Source organism: Nocardioides daedukensis, assembly GCF_013408415.1.
GTDB lineage: Bacteria > Actinomycetota > Actinomycetes > Propionibacteriales > Nocardioidaceae > Nocardioides > Nocardioides daedukensis.
On record NZ_JACCAA010000001.1, the window covers coordinates 2,810,851 to 2,827,540 of the forward strand.

The 16,690-nt window shown below is 67.9% G+C and carries 14 protein-coding genes; 9 read left to right on the forward strand and 5 right to left on the reverse strand.

All coding sequences use genetic code 11. The features are described 5' to 3' along the window. The first annotated feature begins 74 nt into the window (after positions 1–74). Positions 75–950, forward strand: coding sequence for a PDDEXK family nuclease (locus tag BJ980_RS13880; protein ID WP_179502838.1), 876 nt, complete (start codon positions 75–77; stop codon positions 948–950). A 118-nt stretch (positions 951–1,068) separates the two neighbouring features. Here BJ980_RS13880 and BJ980_RS13885 read toward each other — a convergent pair whose 3' ends face one another. Both BJ980_RS13885 and BJ980_RS13890 read right to left on the reverse strand, forming a co-directional pair. After that, positions 1,069–1,830, reverse strand: coding sequence for an SDR family oxidoreductase (locus BJ980_RS13885; RefSeq protein ID WP_179502839.1), 762 nt, complete (start codon positions 1,828–1,830; stop codon positions 1,069–1,071). Beyond that, on the reverse strand, positions 1,830–2,999 hold the full coding sequence (locus tag BJ980_RS13890) for an acyl-CoA dehydrogenase family protein (protein WP_179502840.1): 1,170 nt from the start codon (positions 2,997–2,999) through the stop codon (positions 1,830–1,832). The genes BJ980_RS13885 and BJ980_RS13890 overlap by 1 nt, the downstream gene beginning before the upstream one ends. Before the next feature lie 110 nt (positions 3,000–3,109). Between BJ980_RS13890 and BJ980_RS13895 the strand changes: the two genes are divergently transcribed. From BJ980_RS13895 to BJ980_RS13905, 3 genes are all read left to right on the forward strand, one after another. Then, positions 3,110–4,762 carry an AMP-binding protein gene (locus tag BJ980_RS13895; RefSeq protein ID WP_179502841.1) on the forward strand — a complete coding sequence of 551 codons (1,653 nt, stop codon included), beginning with the start codon at positions 3,110–3,112 and terminating at the stop codon, positions 4,760–4,762. Next, positions 4,759–5,388 (forward strand): TetR/AcrR family transcriptional regulator, encoded by a 630-nt coding sequence (locus BJ980_RS13900; protein WP_246279978.1) that lies wholly within the window; start codon positions 4,759–4,761, stop codon positions 5,386–5,388. Before BJ980_RS13895 ends, BJ980_RS13900 begins: the two co-directional genes overlap by 4 nt. A 220-nt stretch (positions 5,389–5,608) precedes the next feature. Beyond that, the gene (locus tag BJ980_RS13905; RefSeq protein WP_179502842.1) at positions 5,609–6,811 is read left to right on the forward strand and encodes an acyl-CoA dehydrogenase family protein; all 1,203 of its coding nucleotides are present in this window, start codon (positions 5,609–5,611) and stop codon (positions 6,809–6,811) included. Positions 6,812–6,931: 120 nt separating this feature from the next. Here the strand turns inward: BJ980_RS13905 and BJ980_RS13910 are convergent, their stop codons facing one another. Beyond that, positions 6,932–9,574 carry a LuxR C-terminal-related transcriptional regulator gene (locus BJ980_RS13910; RefSeq protein WP_179502843.1) on the reverse strand — a complete coding sequence of 881 codons (2,643 nt, stop codon included), beginning with the start codon at positions 9,572–9,574 and terminating at the stop codon, positions 6,932–6,934. Positions 9,575–9,910: 336 nt separating this feature from the next. On the opposite strand from BJ980_RS13910, the gene BJ980_RS13915 reads away from it, so the two are divergent. The 4 genes from BJ980_RS13915 (at position 9,911) to BJ980_RS13930 (ending at position 13,914) form a co-directional block, all read left to right on the forward strand. Continuing rightward, positions 9,911–10,306, forward strand: a complete 396-nt coding sequence (locus BJ980_RS13915; RefSeq protein ID WP_179502844.1) for a nuclear transport factor 2 family protein — start codon at positions 9,911–9,913, stop codon at positions 10,304–10,306. A 186-nt stretch (positions 10,307–10,492) separates the two neighbouring features. Further along, complete coding sequence (locus BJ980_RS13920) at positions 10,493–10,936, forward strand: flavin reductase family protein (protein ID WP_179502845.1); 444 nt, start codon at positions 10,493–10,495, stop codon at positions 10,934–10,936. Next, entirely contained in the window at positions 10,933–12,534 is a 1,602-nt protein-coding gene (locus BJ980_RS13925) for a fatty acyl-CoA synthetase (protein WP_218855513.1), read from the forward strand. The genes BJ980_RS13920 and BJ980_RS13925 overlap by 4 nt, the downstream gene beginning before the upstream one ends. Positions 12,535–12,564: 30 nt before the next feature. Further along, positions 12,565–13,914 carry an MFS transporter gene (locus BJ980_RS13930; RefSeq protein WP_179502846.1) on the forward strand — a complete coding sequence of 450 codons (1,350 nt, stop codon included), beginning with the start codon at positions 12,565–12,567 and terminating at the stop codon, positions 13,912–13,914. Between the two features lie 194 nt (positions 13,915–14,108). Here the strand turns inward: BJ980_RS13930 and BJ980_RS13935 are convergent, their stop codons facing one another. Together BJ980_RS13935 and BJ980_RS13940 are read right to left on the reverse strand one after the other, a co-directional pair. Then, positions 14,109–14,726 (reverse strand): PaaI family thioesterase, encoded by a 618-nt coding sequence (locus BJ980_RS13935; RefSeq protein ID WP_179502847.1) that lies wholly within the window; start codon positions 14,724–14,726, stop codon positions 14,109–14,111. A 37-nt stretch (positions 14,727–14,763) separates the two neighbouring features. Continuing rightward, on the reverse strand, positions 14,764–15,237 hold the full coding sequence (locus BJ980_RS13940; protein WP_179502848.1) for a RidA family protein: 474 nt from the start codon (positions 15,235–15,237) through the stop codon (positions 14,764–14,766). Between the two features lie 192 nt (positions 15,238–15,429). Between BJ980_RS13940 and BJ980_RS13945 the strand changes: the two genes are divergently transcribed. Further along, complete coding sequence (locus tag BJ980_RS13945; RefSeq protein WP_179502849.1) at positions 15,430–16,629, forward strand: ABC transporter substrate-binding protein; 1,200 nt, start codon at positions 15,430–15,432, stop codon at positions 16,627–16,629. Positions 16,630–16,690: the final 61 nt, after the last annotated feature.

Consider the following 16,690-nt stretch of genomic DNA (forward strand, 5'->3'; position numbering starts at 1 on the left):
GTGTTGAACTGCCGTAGTTGCGGACCTGTGGATGACCGTTCGCGCGCGGGGCTGCGTCGCCGCAGACTCCCGTCATGGATGCGCAGCAGGCACTGACCCAGCTCGGTGGGATCGCCGACAGCCGTGCGCTGCGCAGGATGGTCACTCACCGGAAAATCAAGAACGCCGTGCGCGCCGGGGAGATTACTCGTCTCTCCCGGGGTCGCTACACGCTGCCCGTCGTCGACGAGGCGTGGCAGGCAGCCGCGCGGGTCAACGGGGTCGTCTCACACCTGAGCGCGGCGATGCTCTGGGGCCTGAAGGTCAAGTCTCCGCCGGCTTTGCCCACGGTTACGGTCCCTCGCGGACGCAAGCTCTCACCGCAGCGCGGCGCTGGTGTCGACGTTCACTACGCGGGGGTGGCCGCGGAGGAGGCCAGCGCCCGGATCACGTCGGTCCCGCGCACGGTCATCGACTGCGCGCGGGCGCTGCCGTTTGACGCTGCCCTTGCCGTCGCCGACTCGGCGCTGCGCCAGGGCAAGGTCACCCGGACGCAACTCCTTGCCGCGGCGGAGGCATCGCCGCGGAGCGGTCGATCGAAGGCAGTCCGAGTTGCCCGGGAGGCCGACCGGCGTGCGGCGAACCCGTTCGAGTCCGTGCTGCGCGCCATTGCGCTGGACCGTGGGGTCCGGCTCGAGCCGCAGTTGCGTTGCCACGAGTTCATCTGCGCAGATCTGGGGAGCAACGACCTGCGTCTGGCTCTGGAGGCGGAGTCGTGGGCCTATCACGGTGACCGGCAGCCCTTCGACAACGACGTACGTCGCTACACGACCCTGACGCTGGAGCGCTGGATCGTGCTCCGGTTCCTGTGGAACGACGTGATGCATCGTCAGCAAGAAGTCGGGGACATCATCGTCGCCGTCGCCGAATGGTGTGCCGAAATACGGCAGTTCGAACGTCGAGCCTCCTGACCCGGGCGCGACGACGCGTCTGCGTCACCCGAACTGCCGTGGTTGGCGACGCAAGAGGGCGGCGTACCGCTGAACTGCATGTCCAACGGTACGCCGCCCTCATACGTGGAGCTTCAGGTCAGCGCGGCGCCATCCGCAGCGCGCCGTCCATCCGGACGACCTCACCGTTGAGGTAGTCGTGGGTGATCAGGAAGAGCGCGAGCTGCGCATATTCCTCCGGGCGGCCCAGGCGCTGCGGGAAGGGGATGCCGGCAGCCAGTTGCTTGCGGAACTCCTCGGCGACGGTGGCGAGCATCGGGGTCTCGACGATGCCGGGGGCAATCGTGTTCACCCGGATGCCATATTGCGCGAGGTCGCGCGCGGCCGGCAGGTTGAGGCCGACGATGCCGCCCTTTGACGACGAGTACGCCGCCTGCCCGATCTGGCCCTCGTAGGCCGCGACCGAGGCGGTGTTGATGATGACGCCACGGGCGTTGTGCTCCAGCGCCTCGGTCTCGGCGATCTTCTCCGACGCCAGTGCCAACACGTTGAACGAGCCGATCAGGTTGACCTGGACGATCTTGGCGTAGAGCGCGAGGTCGTGGACGCCCTTCTTCGACAGGATCCGCGAAGACGGGCCGATGCCGGCGCAGTTGACGACGATGCGCAGCGGGGCGGTCGGGTCGGCGGCGGCCTGGTTGACGGCGTCGGCGACCTGCTCGGGGTCGGTCACGTCGACCGGGACGTAGGTGAGGCCCTTGACCTCGGGTGCGCCCTCGATCGACGAGGGCAGGTCGAAGCCATAGACCTGGGCGCCCTGGGCGGCCAGCTCGGCGGCGGTGGCCGCGCCGAGGCCCGAGGCTGCTCCGGTGACGATTGCTGCGGTGTTCTCGACCTGCATCAGTTGCTCTCCTTGATGATTCCGTTGTTGTCGCCTGCCAGCGCGCGGCTGATCACCATCCGCTGGATCTGGTTCGTGCCCTCGAAGATCTGCATGACCTTCGCTTCGCGCATGAAGCGCTCGACCGGGAAGTCGCGGGTGTAGCCATAGCCGCCGAGCACCTGCACGGCGTCGGTGGTCACCTTCATCGCGTTGTCGGTGGCCACCATCTTCGCAATGGATGCCTCGCGACCGAACGGCTCGCCCCGGTCCTTGAGACGGGCGGCGTGCAGGACCATCGCCCGCGACGACTGGATCGCGGCCTCCATGTCGGCCAGCACGAACGCCAGGCCCTGGTGGTCGATGATCTTCTTGCCGAACGTCTCGCGGGTCTTGGCATAGGCGACCGCGTGGTCCAGGGCGCCCTGGGCGAGTCCGGTGGCGACGGCGGCGATGCCGAGTCGGCCCGAGTCGAGGCCGGCCAGGGCGATCTTGAGTCCGTCACCCTCGGCGCCGAGTCGACGCTCGACCGGGATGCGTACGTCGTCCAGGCGCATCGTGGTCGTGTGCGAACCGGTCAGGCCCATCTTTTTCTCCGGCGGGTCCGAGACGAGTCCGGGTGTGTCGGCGGGGATCAGGAAGCAGGAGATGCCGTTGCGGTCGTCCGAGGTGCGCGCCATCAGCTTGTAGAAGTCGGCGTTGCCGCCGTGCGTGGTCCACGCCTTCGCGCCGTTGAGGACATATTCGTCACCGACGCGCTTGGCGGTGGTCCGCATGGCGGCGGGATCCGAGCCGGCGTGTGCCTCGGAGAGGCAGTAGGCGCCGAGCAGTTCGCCGCCGAGCATGTCGGGGAGCCACTTCTGCTTCTGCTCCTCGGTGCCGTGCTCGAACAGACCGAAGCAGGAGAGTGCGTGCACGGAGACGCCGACGCCGACGCTCGACCAGACCGCCGCGATCTCCTCGAGCACCTGGAGATAGACCTCGTAGGGCTGACCGCCGCCACCGAACTCCTCCGGATAGGGCAGGCCGAGCAGGCCGGTGCGGCCCAGGAGGGTGAAGACGTCCCGCGGGAAGGCCTCGGTCGCCTCGGCCTCAGCGACGCGCGGAAGGAGCTCGCGGGTGGCGAGGTCGCGGACCAGCTTGAGCAGGTCGGCGGCTTCCTCGGTGGGCAGGATGCGGCGGGCGGTCATCGAATTCACTCCCGGTGGTTCATGGATTGATACGCAAGTCCAGCCTAGCGTACTGTTTTCAGTATCGTAAGGTCCCGACACCGTGACACCGCTCGACGAGAGGCACACCGATGACCCCCGACGCCCGCCCCGAAGTCCGCGTGGCCGAACTGCTCGCCACCTTCGATGCCGCCGACGTCGACCTCGGCGCACTGCTCTGCGACGACCACCCCGCTGACGGCGTCGCGTTCACCGTGGTCCAGCCCGACCTGACCCGTGTCGACATCAGCTATGGCGACCTCTCCGAGCGCTCGCGCAGGTTCGCGGCCTTCCTGGCCGCCGAGGGTGTGCGGCCCGGGGACCGGGTGGCAACGCTGATGGGCAAGTCGGCGGACCTGGCAGGCGTGGTCATGGGCATCTGGCGCGCGGGTGCCGTTCACGTGCCGCTGTTCACCGCCTTCGCCCCGCCGGCGATCGGGTTGCGCCTGGGCGGCAGTGAGGCGAAGTTCGTCGTCGCCGATGCCGACCAGGTCACCAAGCTCGCCCCCGGCGAGGACCTCCCCGAGAACCCAGCCTGGCAAGTCCTGGTCGCCGGCCAAGGCGCGACCGCGGGCCGCACGCTGAGCGACGTACTCGCCCAGGCAGACCCCGAGGCCGCGCCGCAGGTGAGCGTGCCCGGCTCGGCCGAACTCATCCGGCTCTTCACCTCCGGGACCACGGGCACGCCGAAGGGCGTCCCGATCCCGGTCAAGGCGCTGGCCACGTTCGTGGTCTATCTCGAATATGGCCTCGATGTCACCGCCGAGGACGTCTACTGGAATGCGGCCGACCCGGGTTGGGCCTACGGCCTCTACTACGGCATCGCCGCGCCGCTGGCCGCCGGGCGCCGCAACGTCCTGCTGCAGGCGAAGTTCACCCCGGAGACCACGTGGAAGGTGATCCAGGAGCTCGGCGTCACCAACCTCGCCGCGGCGCCGACCGTCTTCCGCTCGCTTCGCAGCGCCGAGACGCCGGCGCCCGAGGGTCTCGAGCTGCGCCGGATCTCCAGTGCTGGCGAGCCGCTGAACCCCGACGTCGTGAACTGGGGCGCCGACGTGCTGGGCGCGCCGATCCACGACACCTATGGCCAGACCGAGCTCGGCATGTCCATCGTCAATGGCTGGCACCCCGACGTCGCCGGCGAGATGCGGCACGGGTCGATGGGTCGGGCAATGCCCGGGTGGACCGCGACCGTGCTGAAGGACGACGCGGACGAGGTCGCTGCTCCCGGTGAGCTCGGCCGCGTGGTCATTGACCTGGCGAACAGCCCGCTGATGTGGTTCACCGGTTATGTCGACGCTCCGGAGAAGACCGCCGAGAGGTTCAGCGCCGACGGCCGCTGGTACTACACCGGTGATGCCGGGACGATGGATGAGGACGGCTATCTCTTCTTCTCCGCCCGCGATGACGACGTAATCATCATGGCTGGCTACCGGATCGGCCCGTTCGAGGTCGAGAGTGTGCTGGTCGGCGACACGCGGGTCCAGGAGGCCGCCGTGGTCGGAGTCCCCGACGAGTTGCGCGGCGAGGTGCTCGAGGCATTCGTCGTGCTCGCACCCGGTCAGGAGGGCGGTCCCGAGCTGGTCGAGTCGCTGAAGCAGCGCGTGAAGACCAAGCTCGCCGCGCACGCCTACCCGCGCCAGGTGCACATCATCGGCGAGCTGCCCAAGACCCCCTCGGGCAAGATCCAGCGGTTCCAGCTCCGCTCGCAGCGGGCTGCCGAGGTGGCTGCGAACCCCTCATGAGTGCATCGGGCGTACGACGTCCGGGTGCGGCCGGCATGGCGCGCATGGCCGGCGCGAGCAGACGACGGCGTACGGCCAGGCAGGCTGATCTCCTGGCCCGCCTCGTGGACCTGCTCGCGGCGGAGGGGTTCGCGGAGTTCACCCTCGACGACCTGGCCGCCCGGCTGCGGTGCTCCAAGACGACGCTCTATGCGCTGGCCCCATCGAAGCCCGAGCTCGTGGTCGCGGCAACGCGGGAGTTCTTCCGGGTGGCAACCGCTGCGGTCGAGGACGGCATCGCGGACGAGTCGGACCCGGCGCATCGCGTGGTGGCCTACCTGCGTGGGGTCGGTGTCGCGTTGACTCCGTTGTCCCGAGCGTTCATGGATGACCTCGCCCGGTTCGCACCAGCCCGCGAGGTCTATGAGCTGAACACCGGGTACGCCGCCGCGCGGATCCGCACCCTGATCGGTGCCGGCATCGCGGCCGGTGCGCTGCGCGAGGTCAACGCCGACTTCGTGGCCGAAATGGTCGCTGCGACGATGTTCGAGATCCAGCGCGGTGAGATGTTCGCGCGGCTTGAGCTGTCGGATGCGCAGGCGTATGCGGAGTTGGCGCGGTTCGTCACCGACGCGCTCGCGCTCTGAGTCCCCGACCCCTCGCGGAGTGTCGCTCTGACCCTCGCCGACCCGTCGCAGACTTTCATTCGGCGCAATCGCGGCGACGCCCGGTGTGTCCAGGACGCGTAGTTGATCACGTGGTCGACCACGTAGTTGTGCGGATCCGTACACACACTCCTCCGGGACATTGTGATGTGCGTCATACGTCACGCACCGGGCCCTACGCCCGGAGGAGAAAGGGCCACCCATGACCGCCGTACTCAATGAACCCACCACCTCCCCCAAGGTCGAGGACAGGACTCACCTCGAGCGCGCCAAGGCCGTCGCCGAGATCGTCGAGGCCGAGGCCAACGCCATCGAGGAAGGCGCAACGATCACCAAGCCCGTCTATGACGCGCTCGTCGAGAACCGCCTCTTCTGGATGGCCGTACCCAAGGAGCTTAACGGCATGGGCCTCGGCCTGGTCGAGAGCTTCGAGGTCATCGAGGAGCTCTCCCGCGCCGACGGTTCGACCGGGTGGGCGTTCATGGCCAACAGCCTGAGCACCTCCCTGGCCGCGGGCTTCCTCGCCCCCCAGGGCCAACAGGACCTCTTCGCCCACGACGTCCCGGGCATCACCGCCGGGATGATCCTCCCGACCGGATCGGGCAGGAAGGTCGAGGGCGGGTACGTCGTCACCGGCAACTATCAGTTCGCCTCCGGGTCCGCGCACGCATCGTGGATCGGGGCAGGGTTCGTGGTGAGCGACGAGGAGGGCAACCCGCTGACGACCCCGGAGGGCGGCCCGGTCTGCCGCACCGCCTTCGTCCCCCGCGACGAGGCGGAGTTCCGCGGCAACTGGAACGTGTGGGGCTTGGTCGGCACCGGCTCCTATGACTATGGACTCACCGAGGTGTTCATCCCCGAGGAGCACTGCTTCGACACGTTCACGACCGAGGCAGTCCGCTCCGAGCCGCTGTTCCGGTTCGGGCTGCTCGGCATCGGTGTCGGTGGCCACGCTCCGGTCGCCCTCGGCATCGCCCGCCGTGCCCTCGACGAGATCGTCAAGGTCGCCACAGTCAAGGGTCGTGTCGGCTACCCAACCGTCATCGCCGACTCGGAGATCTTCAAGCTCGAATTCGCCAAGACCGAGGCGCTCTATCGCGCCGCTCGCGCGTATGTCTATGAGGTGCACCGCGAGGCCGAGGACTGGGTCAACGCCGGCAACCCCCTGACCGAACTGCACAACGCCCGCCTGCGCCAGTCGATCACCTGGGTCCAGGAGGTCACCGCGACCGTCACCAACTTCGCGCACCGCTGGGGAGGCAGCCAGTCCTTCCGCAACCCGACCGCTCTGGGTCGGGCCACCCGCGACGCCGCGGTGGCGACGCAGCACCTGCTCGTCGACCCGATGTCGATGGTCGACGCTGCCGGCGCGATCATGGGCGAGTACGGCAACGGCCGCAGCTGACGCGCGAAGTGTCGATCCTTGCGCCTCGAGAGCTCAGTTGTTGATGAGCGAGAGCGCAAGGATCGACACCTCAGGCATCAACAGGTGACACTTCGCGCATCAAGAACTGACAGCTCGTGGTCAGGTGAGGGTGCCCGGGATCTGGGTGCGGCTGGTCAGGCACAGCTTCTGCAGCACGTGCTCGACATGCCCCTCGATGGTCCGGGGTGAGAGCACCAGCCTCGCCGCGATCTCCTTGTTGGACAGGCCCTTGGCGACCAGCCCGGCCACCTCCCTCTCTCGGGGTGTGAGCATCGCGAGGGTGTCGGCCACGGCCGCCGACTCGGGCAGCACGACGCTCTCGTCCAGCGCGAAGGCGATCACGTCCGAGACCGACATCGCTGCACCCTCGGCGTGCAGCTCGTCGTAGCGGTCTGCGCCGAGCTGTTCCCTGGCCAGTGACGAATAGCGCTCGCGTACGTCGACCCAGTGGTGGGAGCCGTAGAGCTGTCGGCCGAACGCGCCCCACAGGTTCGAGGCAGAACCGACCAGGAGGGCCGCTCGCTCCGTCTCCCCGAGAACCGCCTCGGTCCAGCCGAGCAGGTCGATGATCAGCGTCGCTCCGATTTCGTCGTCGAAGTCGCGGATCAGGGTGAGACCACCCAGCGCCATCTGGTGCGCGCGCTCGGCGTCCCCGTTGAGCAGCTCGACTGCGCCGAGCCCGAAGTCGGCGTAGGCCTTGAACCACCGCTCACCTGTGGCGCCGGAGCGCTCGTGCACCTCGCGGTAGTGCTGCTCGGACAACTCGGCCTGGCCTGTGAAGGCATAGAGCATGCCCAGGTGTACGTCGAGTGCCGAGCGCAGCCCGCCGCGTGGTTCGTTGGCCCGGTAGCGGGAGAGCGCCTCGAGAAGCAAGGGTTCCGCGGCGGGGAAGTCCCCGGCGAAGTACTCGCGCAGGCCCCGGGTGTGTTCGACGAAGTCAGCAGTCGCCGCATCGCCGGTGAGGGCTGCGATGCGCTCAGCCTCGGTCAGTGACGCGCCCGCACCGTCACGATCTCCCTGCAGGGTCTGGACCAGGGCCAGGGTGGCCAGTGCCTGGCCACGCACCTCGGAGTCCGCGTCCACGCGCTCGACGGCGCGGTCCAGCCAGAGTCGATGCTCGCGCACGGACGCGCCACCGGCCCACAGGAACCATGGCTCGGCGACCACCTGGGCAGCGGTGCGGCGTACGTCCTGGCAGGTCGACTCGTCGAGCGCCCAGTGCAGCGCCTTGCGCACGTTGGCACGGTTGGCGCGGAACCAGCCGTTGATGCGGCGCTGATCCGGGCCGGGCCACGCGACGACGAGCTCACGCACCTTGGCCAGGGTCCAGGCGAGCAGGCGTTCATGGAGGCCATCGAGCGCGTCCTCGCTCAGGTGGCTCTGGCCGTACTCGCGGATCGTCTCGAGCATCCGGAACCGGACCGAGGACTCGTGCTCCTCGCGCAGCAGAATCGACTTGCTTACCAGCGCCATGATCGCGTCGAGGATCCGCGGGGAGGTCAGTTCGTCGTTCGCGCAGATCTCCTCGGCCATGGCCAGGTCGAAGCCACCGGCGAAGACCGAGGCCCGGGACCAGAGAAGCTGCTGCTCCGCGGTGCAGTGGTCGTGGCTCCAGTCCAGAGTCGCGATCAGGCTCTGGTGTCGGGAAGGTGCGGCCCGGTTGCCCGTGGTCAGGAGGTCGAGGCGGTGGTCGAGCCGGTCGGCGAGCTCGGAGACCGAGAGCACCGGGAGCCGGGCGCAGGCCAGCTCGATGGCCAGGGGTAGTCCGTCCAGGCGCTCGCAGACACGGCGTACTGCTTCCCGATTGGAGTCGTCAATCCGGAACCCGCTCAGCACCGCGTCCGCGCGGCTCTCGAACAGGGCCGTCGCGGAGTCGAGTGGGTCATGACCGGGGGCGTCCGTGTCGGGCATCGGGAGCGAGCCGAGTGGGAGGACGAACTCTTCCGGAAGAGCCAGGACCTCCCTGCTGGTGACGATGATCGCCAATCCGGTGGTGGCCTGCAGCAGGGTGTGGACCAGGCCTGCCACGGCGTCGACGAGGTGCTCGCAGTTGTCGAGTACGAGCAGCATGCGTCGATCGCCAAGGTGGTCGATGAGGGCGGCCTCGGCGGTGGCGCCCTGCTGGTCCCGACCTGCGAGGTTGAGACCTTCGAGCACGGTCTGTGCGATCAGTTCGGGGCTGCGCAGAGAAGCGAGTTCGACGAAGCGGACGCCGTCACTGAAGGCGCGGCGTACCTCTTGGGCGGTGTGTGTCGCCAGACGCGTCTTGCCCATGCCGCCGGGACCGGTGATGGTGACCAACCGGTGCTCTCCGAGCAGTCCGCGCAACCGCGCGATCTCGGGGCGGCGGCCGATGAAGGTCGTGGAGAAGTGGGGCAGCGTCGGAGTGCCCGGCGCGGTCAGCTGGCGACCTTGTGCCGGATCCGGGAGTACGTCGGCCGCCAGCTCCTCGCGGGCGCGGGCCACCGCACGGGCCAGTGTCGAGGATGCGTGCTCCCAGCCAATGGTGTCCTTGATCGCCTGGACGGTGATCTCCGGATCCGTGCTGAGGAGTTCCTTGATGGAATCGGAATGGGCGTCGTAGAGGGTGCTCCGGGTGCCGCGGCGGTCATCGGGAGGAGCGGAGAGTTGGAGCGCGCGGCGAATTGTGTTGCGCGAAAAGCCGGTGCGACGGGATATTCCCTTGATGGTCTCTCCGGACGCGTGAAGCGTGCGAATTCGCTCCCACTCGTCTGAATTCATTCTAGGACTCCTGTACGCGCATAAATCACCATGATCTGGATCACTATTGGGTACGGGTCCGGCGTTGTCAATCAAGGGGGTCAACTTCGGTACTGGGGTGTCACGCCGTTCGTCGGATGTGACTCCGAGCCGTTGTTCTGCCGCTGATTCGAGTCTGTCGAGGGGGTCAACGACATCGCGTGGTCGACCACGTGGTTGCCCGGTTCAAGCATCGAACAGGGTCGGGCAAAGTGGCCTGTGTCACGTCAGGTGGCGGAGGTCAAGAAGAATCCAATTCAACGCAGAACGCCTATTTCGCTGACGACGGTTCTTTCAATTCTTTTGAGGAGATCAATCATGGCCAGCAGTAATATCGACGCCCTGAAGAATGCATTCGCTGCCGCAGACGCCGGTGACGCCGGTCCGTTGGTTGCGCTCTATGACGACAACCTCTCCTGGGCCGGCTTCACCCTCGAGGGCACCCAGACGGTCTACACCAAGGGCTCGTTCCTCGAGGCCTTCGGCGTGCTCGCCAAGCTTGATGAGTCGGCCAACGAGGTGCTGGAGGCGACCGAGACCCCGGAGGGCATCGTGACCGCCACCCTGCGTCTCTACCGGCGCCTCGGGGACAAGTCCCTGGACGTGCAGGGCGTCTTCACCCACCGCTTCGTCGACGGCAAGGTCACTCACGGCTCGGATGTCGTGCCGGCGGAGTTCGAGAAGTTCTGGGCCGAGACCGGTCTGTCTGCCTGACCCCTGTCTCCTCGGGCCTGTCGGCGGCCGCTGACTGGCCCGGGGCCTCCACCCCACCCACCAGATCACCCTTCGGAGATCGAGATGACACTCATGGCCACCCCGCGCAGCGCTACCTCGGCTGCCCTCGGTCGAGCAGTCCGCCCCACGCACTCGACCATGCAATGCACCCCCTTCCGTGATGTCATGGCCCACATGGCCGCGCCGGTCTCGGTGATCACCGCCGCCCGGGATGGCGTCGGCAGCGGCGCGACGGTGAGTGCGTTGATGTCGCTCTCGATGACCCCCGAGATGCTGGTGGTGGCGCTGGACCGCACCTCGGCGACACTCGAGGTGATCCGCAACTCGCGTCGCTTCGGCGTGAACATCCTGGCCGTCGACCAGCTGGATCTCGCCATGCACTTCGCCTCGAAGGTGCCGGAGAAGTTCGCCGACCTGGCCTGGCACCTCGAGTCCGGCGTCCCTCGTCTGGCCGGTGTCTCCGGGTGGGTCCGCTGCACCGTCGAGCGGATCCAGCCTGGCGGCGACCACGTGCTCGTCTCAGGCCTCGTCGAGACCGCGCACCACGACCCCGCGCAGTCGCCGATGACCTATCACGGGCGGACCTTCGGCACCCACGCACCGCGGTGACCAGCGTGCACGGGGTCGGTCTCCCCGAGGACGTGGTGGCCGCTCGGCAGCAACGCCTCGGCGACCTGCCACGCCGGGCAGCACGGCGTACGCCGTCAAGGCTGGCGCTCGTCGACGGCCCGGTGCGGCTGAGCTTCGCCGAACTCGACGAATACGTCGACCGCGTGTCCAGCGCGATGGCCGGGGTCGGCCTGGGTCGGGGCGATGTCCTCGCGCTGCTCAGCCACAACTGCTGGCAGTTCCCGGTGATCGCGTTCGCCGCGGCCCGTCGCGGGATCGTCCTGGTGCCGGTGAACTTCATGCTCGGTGCCGAGGAGATCGGCTACATCCTCGAGCACAGTGGCGCTGTCGCCCTGGTGGCGGAGGATGCGTTGGTGCCGGTCGCCCAGGAGGCGCTCTCACCGATCGCGTTGTCGCAGCAGGTTCGGGTGCGGGTGCGCCTCGACCTCGATCCCGGCGTGCCCCTCGTGGGCGCCTGGCATCCGGCGGCGACCTGGCTTGACCACGACGCGACCGGGTTGCCTGACGTGGAGCTGGCCGACGACGAACCGATCCGGATCATGTACACCTCCGGCACGGAGTCCCGGCCCAAGGGCGCCCTGCTGAGCAGTCGGTCGTTGATGTGGCAATACACCAGCTGCATCTCCACGGGCGGGATGGAGTCCTCGGACGTGGAGCTGCACTCGATGCCCCTTTATCACTGCGCCCAGCTCGACAATTTCCTCTCCACCGACATCTATCTGGGCGCTACGAGCGTGATCCTGCGTCGACCCGACCCGACGGTGATCCTCGAGACCATCGAGCGCGAGCGGATCACCAACCTGTTCCTGCCCCCGACGGTGTGGATCAGTCTGCTGGCCGCGCCCACGTTCGCAACGACGGACCTCTCCAGCCTGCGCAAGGGCTACTACGGTGCCTCGGCGATGCCGCGCGAGGTCCTGCGTGAGCTGACCTCCCGGGCGCCGGACCTGCGTCTGTGGAACTTCTATGGCCAGACCGAGATGGCGTCCCTGGCCACGGCCCTGCCGCCGGAGGAGCAGTTCACCCATGGTGGGTCGGCCGGATTTCCGGCGCTCAACGTAGAGACCCGCATCGTTGACGACGAGGATCGGGACGTCCCCGCAGGTGAGGTGGGGGAGATCGTCCACCGCAGCCCGCATCTGGTGCTCGGCTATCTCAACGACCCCGAGAAGACCGCCGAGGCATTCCGCGGGGGCTGGTTCCACTCGGGCGACCTGGGGTACGTCGACCCCGACGGCCGGCTCTATGTGGTGGACCGCAAGAAGGACATGATCAAGTCGGGTGGCGAGAATGTGTCGAGCCGAGAGGTCGAGGAGGTCCTCTTCGAGCATCCCGACGTTGCCGAGGTGGCGGTCTTCGGTGTCGATCACCCGCGGTGGGTCGAGGCGGTCACCGCTGCGGTGGTGCCGCGTCCGGGCGCCACGTTGGAGCCGGATGATCTGATCGGCTTCGCCCGCGGGCGATTGGCCGGCTTCAAGTGCCCGAAGTACGTCGTGGTCCTCGACGCGCTGCCGAAGAACCCCAGCGGCAAGATCCTCAAGCGGGACCTGCGGGAGGAGCATCGCGCGTTGGTGTGAGCCTCTTTGTGCGCGCGTCGGAGGAATGGAATGGGGGCCGTCGGGGTTGTCGACGTCGTGAACCTCCAGGACTCCCGCCGCATCTCTATCCTGCTGGGCGTCCTGTTCGGCCTCACCGGCATGGGTTCCGCCTCGGCGGCCATCGCCGTACCGCTTCTTGCCGAGGACCTGGAGACCACTGTCGGTCTGGGCACCTGGACGATCACCCTCTATGCCTTGATGCTCGCCGTGGCGACGCCGATCTATGGCCGGGTCGCAGACCTGGTCGGGGTGCGGCTGCCGCTGATGGTCGGCGTCGGACTGATGACCGCCGGTGCCGTGCTCTCCGCGGCCGCCCCCAGCTTCGAAGCCCTGCTGGTCGCTCGGGTGATCCAGGGTGCCGGAGCAGCCGCAATCCCGACCCTCGGTGTCACGGTGCTCTCGGCCCGCTATGACGGGCCGGTGCGTGGGCTTGCGCTCGGCCGCCTGGCCGGTGTCGCGGCCGCGTTGTCCTGTCTCGGCCCGCTGCTCGGCGGCCTCGTCGAGGCACAGCTCGGGTGGCGCGCGGTGATGGCGTTGCCGATCTTCGGCCTGCTGATCCTGCCGTTCGTGTGGCGTGCGCTGCACGGGGGCGGCACGCGAGCGAAGCTCGACATCGTCGGTGCGGTGCTGGTCGCGGGGACCTCGGCCGGACTGGTGCTGCTGATCCAGTCACCGTCGACCGGGTGGATCGTGGCCCTGGCCGGTGTCCTGCTGCTGGTGCTGGGCGTGCCGGCGGTGACGATGCAGGTACGTCGTCGCCCACAGGGCTTCCTGCCGCACGAGGTGATCACGAACTCCGTGGTGATCCGCAGTGCGATCGCCGCCGCCGCCGTGCCAGCTGCCTGGTTCGGCATCCTGATCGCGGTGCCGGCCGTGATGATCGGTCACGGTTGGGAGGCTTGGGAGGTGGGCCTGCTGCTGGCGCCGAGCGCCGTGGTCGGCCTCGTCGTACCGCGGATCGCGGGACCGTTCCTCAATAAGTACGGCGCCGCGCGCGCCCTCGCATTCGCCGGGGTGAACGCCGCGGTGTCGATGCTGGTCGCTTCGATTGGCGCCGAGAACGAGTCCGCCTGGGCCCTGGCCGTGGCCGTGCTCTTCACGACGATCTCGTTCGGTGTCGGTCAGCCGGCGCTGATGGCGTCCGTCGGTGACGCGGTCCACGTGGACGTGCGCGGAGTTGCCCTCGGTGTCGCGACCCTGCTGTTCCTGGTCGGCGGGTCCGTCGGATCGGCGGTCGTCGGCGGGCTGGGCGATGTCTACGGGATGCCGCGTTCGCTGCTTGTCCTGGCGGTGCTGCCGGTGCTCGGGATCGTGGCGCTGGTGCCGATGTTGAGGTCTGCGGCGCCTGCCGTGCGCTGATGTCCCCCGCGCTGACCCGTCGTTTGCGCGCTGACCCGCCGTTTGCGCGTCGACCCGTCGCTTGTTCACCTTCTGACCGAAGCCGACCCGTCGCTTGTTCACGTTCTGAAGCCATCAGAATGTGAATTGACGACGGGTCGGCGGGGGTCAGGATGTGAATTCACGACGGGTCAGCGTCAGGTCGGCCGCGTCGCTCAGGTCATGTGCTGGTCGCGGGGGATCTCGATGAAGGTGGCCTGGGCCTCGGCGGTCCGCTGGCCGGCGTGCGCAATCCACGACTCGGCGGTCGTCTTGCGGCCGGTCTGGTCGAGGATCCGGGCATGCAGCTCCAAGGGTTGCCGCAGCGGTGTCCTGTTGAGGTAGCGCACGGTGAGCGTCCCCGTGACGGAGGGTTTCAGGGTTGCCTGGACCAGGAGTCCGAACAGTGAGTCGAAGAGCCAGCTGATCGTTCCTCCGTGGACCGAGTCGGGAGGACCCTCGAACAGTGGGCCCAGGGCGACGGTGCCGCGGAGCGCGTCCCCTTCGAACGTGACCTCGAGCGGGACCGCGGCAGGGTTGCTCGCGGCATAGGTGAAGGCTTGGCCGGTCGCCCGTGCCACGGAAGGCTCCTCATAGGAGAGCCGATCGACCCGCTGGGTGGAGTGCTGGGACAGCACCCGGCTGGCCTCGTCAACGAGGGTTCGCGCCCTGTCCAGCTCAGCACCGGTCACGGTCGTCAGGCCGGTGCACAGCATGAGCTCACGCACTGCCTCGGCGAGTTCACGCTGGTCGGCTCCAGTGATGTCGCGCGGGTCCCGGCTCGGTTCCAGCATGCGCGATCACGCACCCGTGGGCGTCGTGGGACCCATCTCAGAGCGCTCCGATGGCCACGACCTCGACGAGCGCACCGGGCACCGTCAGACCGGTGACCCCGACGATCGTGGTGGGCACTGCGGGCAGTCCCGACTCACGCGAGGCGCGACCCATGCCCCGGTAGACCTGCGGTGCGAGGTCCGGAGTGAGCCCCACGACGAAGAGCTGGAGGTGCACGATGGCTGTCGCCGATCCGCCGGCGCCCTCGACTGCCCGGATCGCGTTCAGCACGGCCACCCTGGCCTGCTCGATCAGCTCGACGCCCTCTGCCGTGGCCTCTGCTCCGACGCCAGCGTTATCGGCAGCGCCATCGGCAGCGTCATCGGCGGGGGCGCTCTCGGGTGTCCAGGTCTGCCCGGAGGTGTGGATCAGCGTCCCGCGCACCAACGCCGCGTGCCGATAGCCGGCGGGTTCGGGGAGGGCGGGGTGGTCGGCGTACTCGACGGGGTTCACGGGGATCTCCTCGGTCATGGGTGGCAGTGGAAGGTGGCGCCAGCCAAACAATCAACTGTTCGGATCTGGGGTCTTGCAACCTTTCCGCGTCTTCTCGAATTCCTCACTTTACACGAGCGTAAAACGAGATTAGTATCGCCGATCGACAGCGTTGTGACCTGCAACACCGTCGTCTTCCATCCCCTCTCGGGCGGGCCAAGTGAGGAAAAAATGAAACTGTTCAAGACGAAGTTCCAGACCGGGCTCGTTGCTCTCGGCCTGGTCGCAATGGCTGGCCTGGCCGCCTGCGGTGCCGATGAAGGCGAGGTTGTCGCCGACGACGGGTCGGTCACCATCGCGACCATCGCGCCGATGTCAGGCCCCTCGGCCGTCTATGGCGAGAGCCAGGTGGCGATGATCGAGCACCTCTTCGATGAGGCCAATGCCGACGGCGGCGTGGAGATCGCTGGTGAGAAGCACAAGCTCAAGCTGAAGGTCTACAACGACGAGGGCACGCCCCAAGGCGCCCAAGCCGTGGCGCGCGACGCCATGGACGAGGGCCGCAAGTTCGTCATCGGCCCGTTCAACTCCGGGTCGACCTCGGCGATCCAGTCGGAGATGGCCAAGTCGGACGCATTCTGGCTGCTCAACTCGGCCATCGTGGACGGACCGACCAAGAACCCCAACGTCTTCCGCACCGCCGCACGGATCCAGGCCTACAACCAGCCGACGATCGACTATCTCAAGGCCCACCCGGAGATCAAGCGGGTCGCCACGATCACCGACCAGACGCACACCGCGATGATGTCCTCGCAGGACCAGTTCGTGAAGGACATCGAGGCCCTCGGCCGCGAGGTCGTGATCGAGCAGTCGATGAAGCTGGGTGACACCGAGTTCCGTGCGCCCGTCTCCGAGGTCATCAAGTCCGACGTCGACCTCTACGTGCTCCGGGTCAACCCCACGGAGGCCGGCCTGATCACCAAGCAGATGGATGAGCTCGGTGGCACGGTCCAGCTGCAGTGGTCGGCCACGATCACCAACGCCGACACCAAGGTGATGTTCCCCGACACCTCGCTCATGGACGGCGTTCTGCGTGCGGCCCCGGCCACCAGCCTGGACACCCTGATCGTGCAGGGCAACGAGCGCGCCAAGGCCCTCGACGCCGAGCTCGGTGCCAAGTCCGGCGGATACGGCGCGTTCAACCACGACGCGGTCCAGATCCTCTTCAAGGCCTTCGCCAAGGCCGAGGACCCGAGTGTCGAGGCCGTGATCAAGGCGATGACCGAGCTCACCGCGGAAGACGTCGCCGACGTCACTCTGAACACCTATGCCGGCCAGGACGGCGGGCTCGTGTTCAAGGACCGTGAGGTCGACTTCAAGGGCGAGATGGCCGTCTACAAGGACGGCACCGGCTGGATCCTCGCCGACTAGTCCGTCGCAATCCCGGTGTGCCGGCCGCCCCGGACGGATCGGCCGGCACTCGGGCCCCACA

Excerpts from the sequence above, each read along its gene's own strand:
- BJ980_RS13880 (WP_179502838.1), top strand. The coding sequence starts at position 75 with ATGGATGCGCAGCAGGCACTGACCCAGCTCGGTGGGATCGCCGACAGC.
- BJ980_RS13935 (WP_179502847.1), bottom strand. The coding sequence starts at position 14,726 with ATGCTGGAACCGAGCCGGGACCCGCGCGACATCACTGGAGCCGACCAG.
- BJ980_RS13920 (WP_179502845.1), top strand. The coding sequence starts at position 10,493 with ATGGCCCACATGGCCGCGCCGGTCTCGGTGATCACCGCCGCCCGGGAT.
- BJ980_RS13900 (WP_246279978.1), top strand. The coding sequence starts at position 4,759 with ATGAGTGCATCGGGCGTACGACGTCCGGGTGCGGCCGGCATGGCGCGC.
- BJ980_RS13940 (WP_179502848.1), bottom strand. The coding sequence starts at position 15,237 with ATGACCGAGGAGATCCCCGTGAACCCCGTCGAGTACGCCGACCACCCC.
- BJ980_RS13885 (WP_179502839.1), bottom strand. The coding sequence starts at position 1,830 with ATGCAGGTCGAGAACACCGCAGCAATCGTCACCGGAGCAGCCTCGGGC.
- BJ980_RS13945 (WP_179502849.1), top strand. The coding sequence starts at position 15,430 with ATGAAACTGTTCAAGACGAAGTTCCAGACCGGGCTCGTTGCTCTCGGC.
- BJ980_RS13890 (WP_179502840.1), bottom strand. The coding sequence starts at position 2,999 with ATGACCGCCCGCCGCATCCTGCCCACCGAGGAAGCCGCCGACCTGCTC.
- BJ980_RS13905 (WP_179502842.1), top strand. The coding sequence starts at position 5,609 with ATGACCGCCGTACTCAATGAACCCACCACCTCCCCCAAGGTCGAGGAC.
- BJ980_RS13895 (WP_179502841.1), top strand. The coding sequence starts at position 3,110 with ATGACCCCCGACGCCCGCCCCGAAGTCCGCGTGGCCGAACTGCTCGCC.
- BJ980_RS13930 (WP_179502846.1), top strand. The coding sequence starts at position 12,565 with ATGGGGGCCGTCGGGGTTGTCGACGTCGTGAACCTCCAGGACTCCCGC.
- BJ980_RS13915 (WP_179502844.1), top strand. The coding sequence starts at position 9,911 with ATGGCCAGCAGTAATATCGACGCCCTGAAGAATGCATTCGCTGCCGCA.
- BJ980_RS13910 (WP_179502843.1), bottom strand. The coding sequence starts at position 9,574 with ATGAATTCAGACGAGTGGGAGCGAATTCGCACGCTTCACGCGTCCGGA.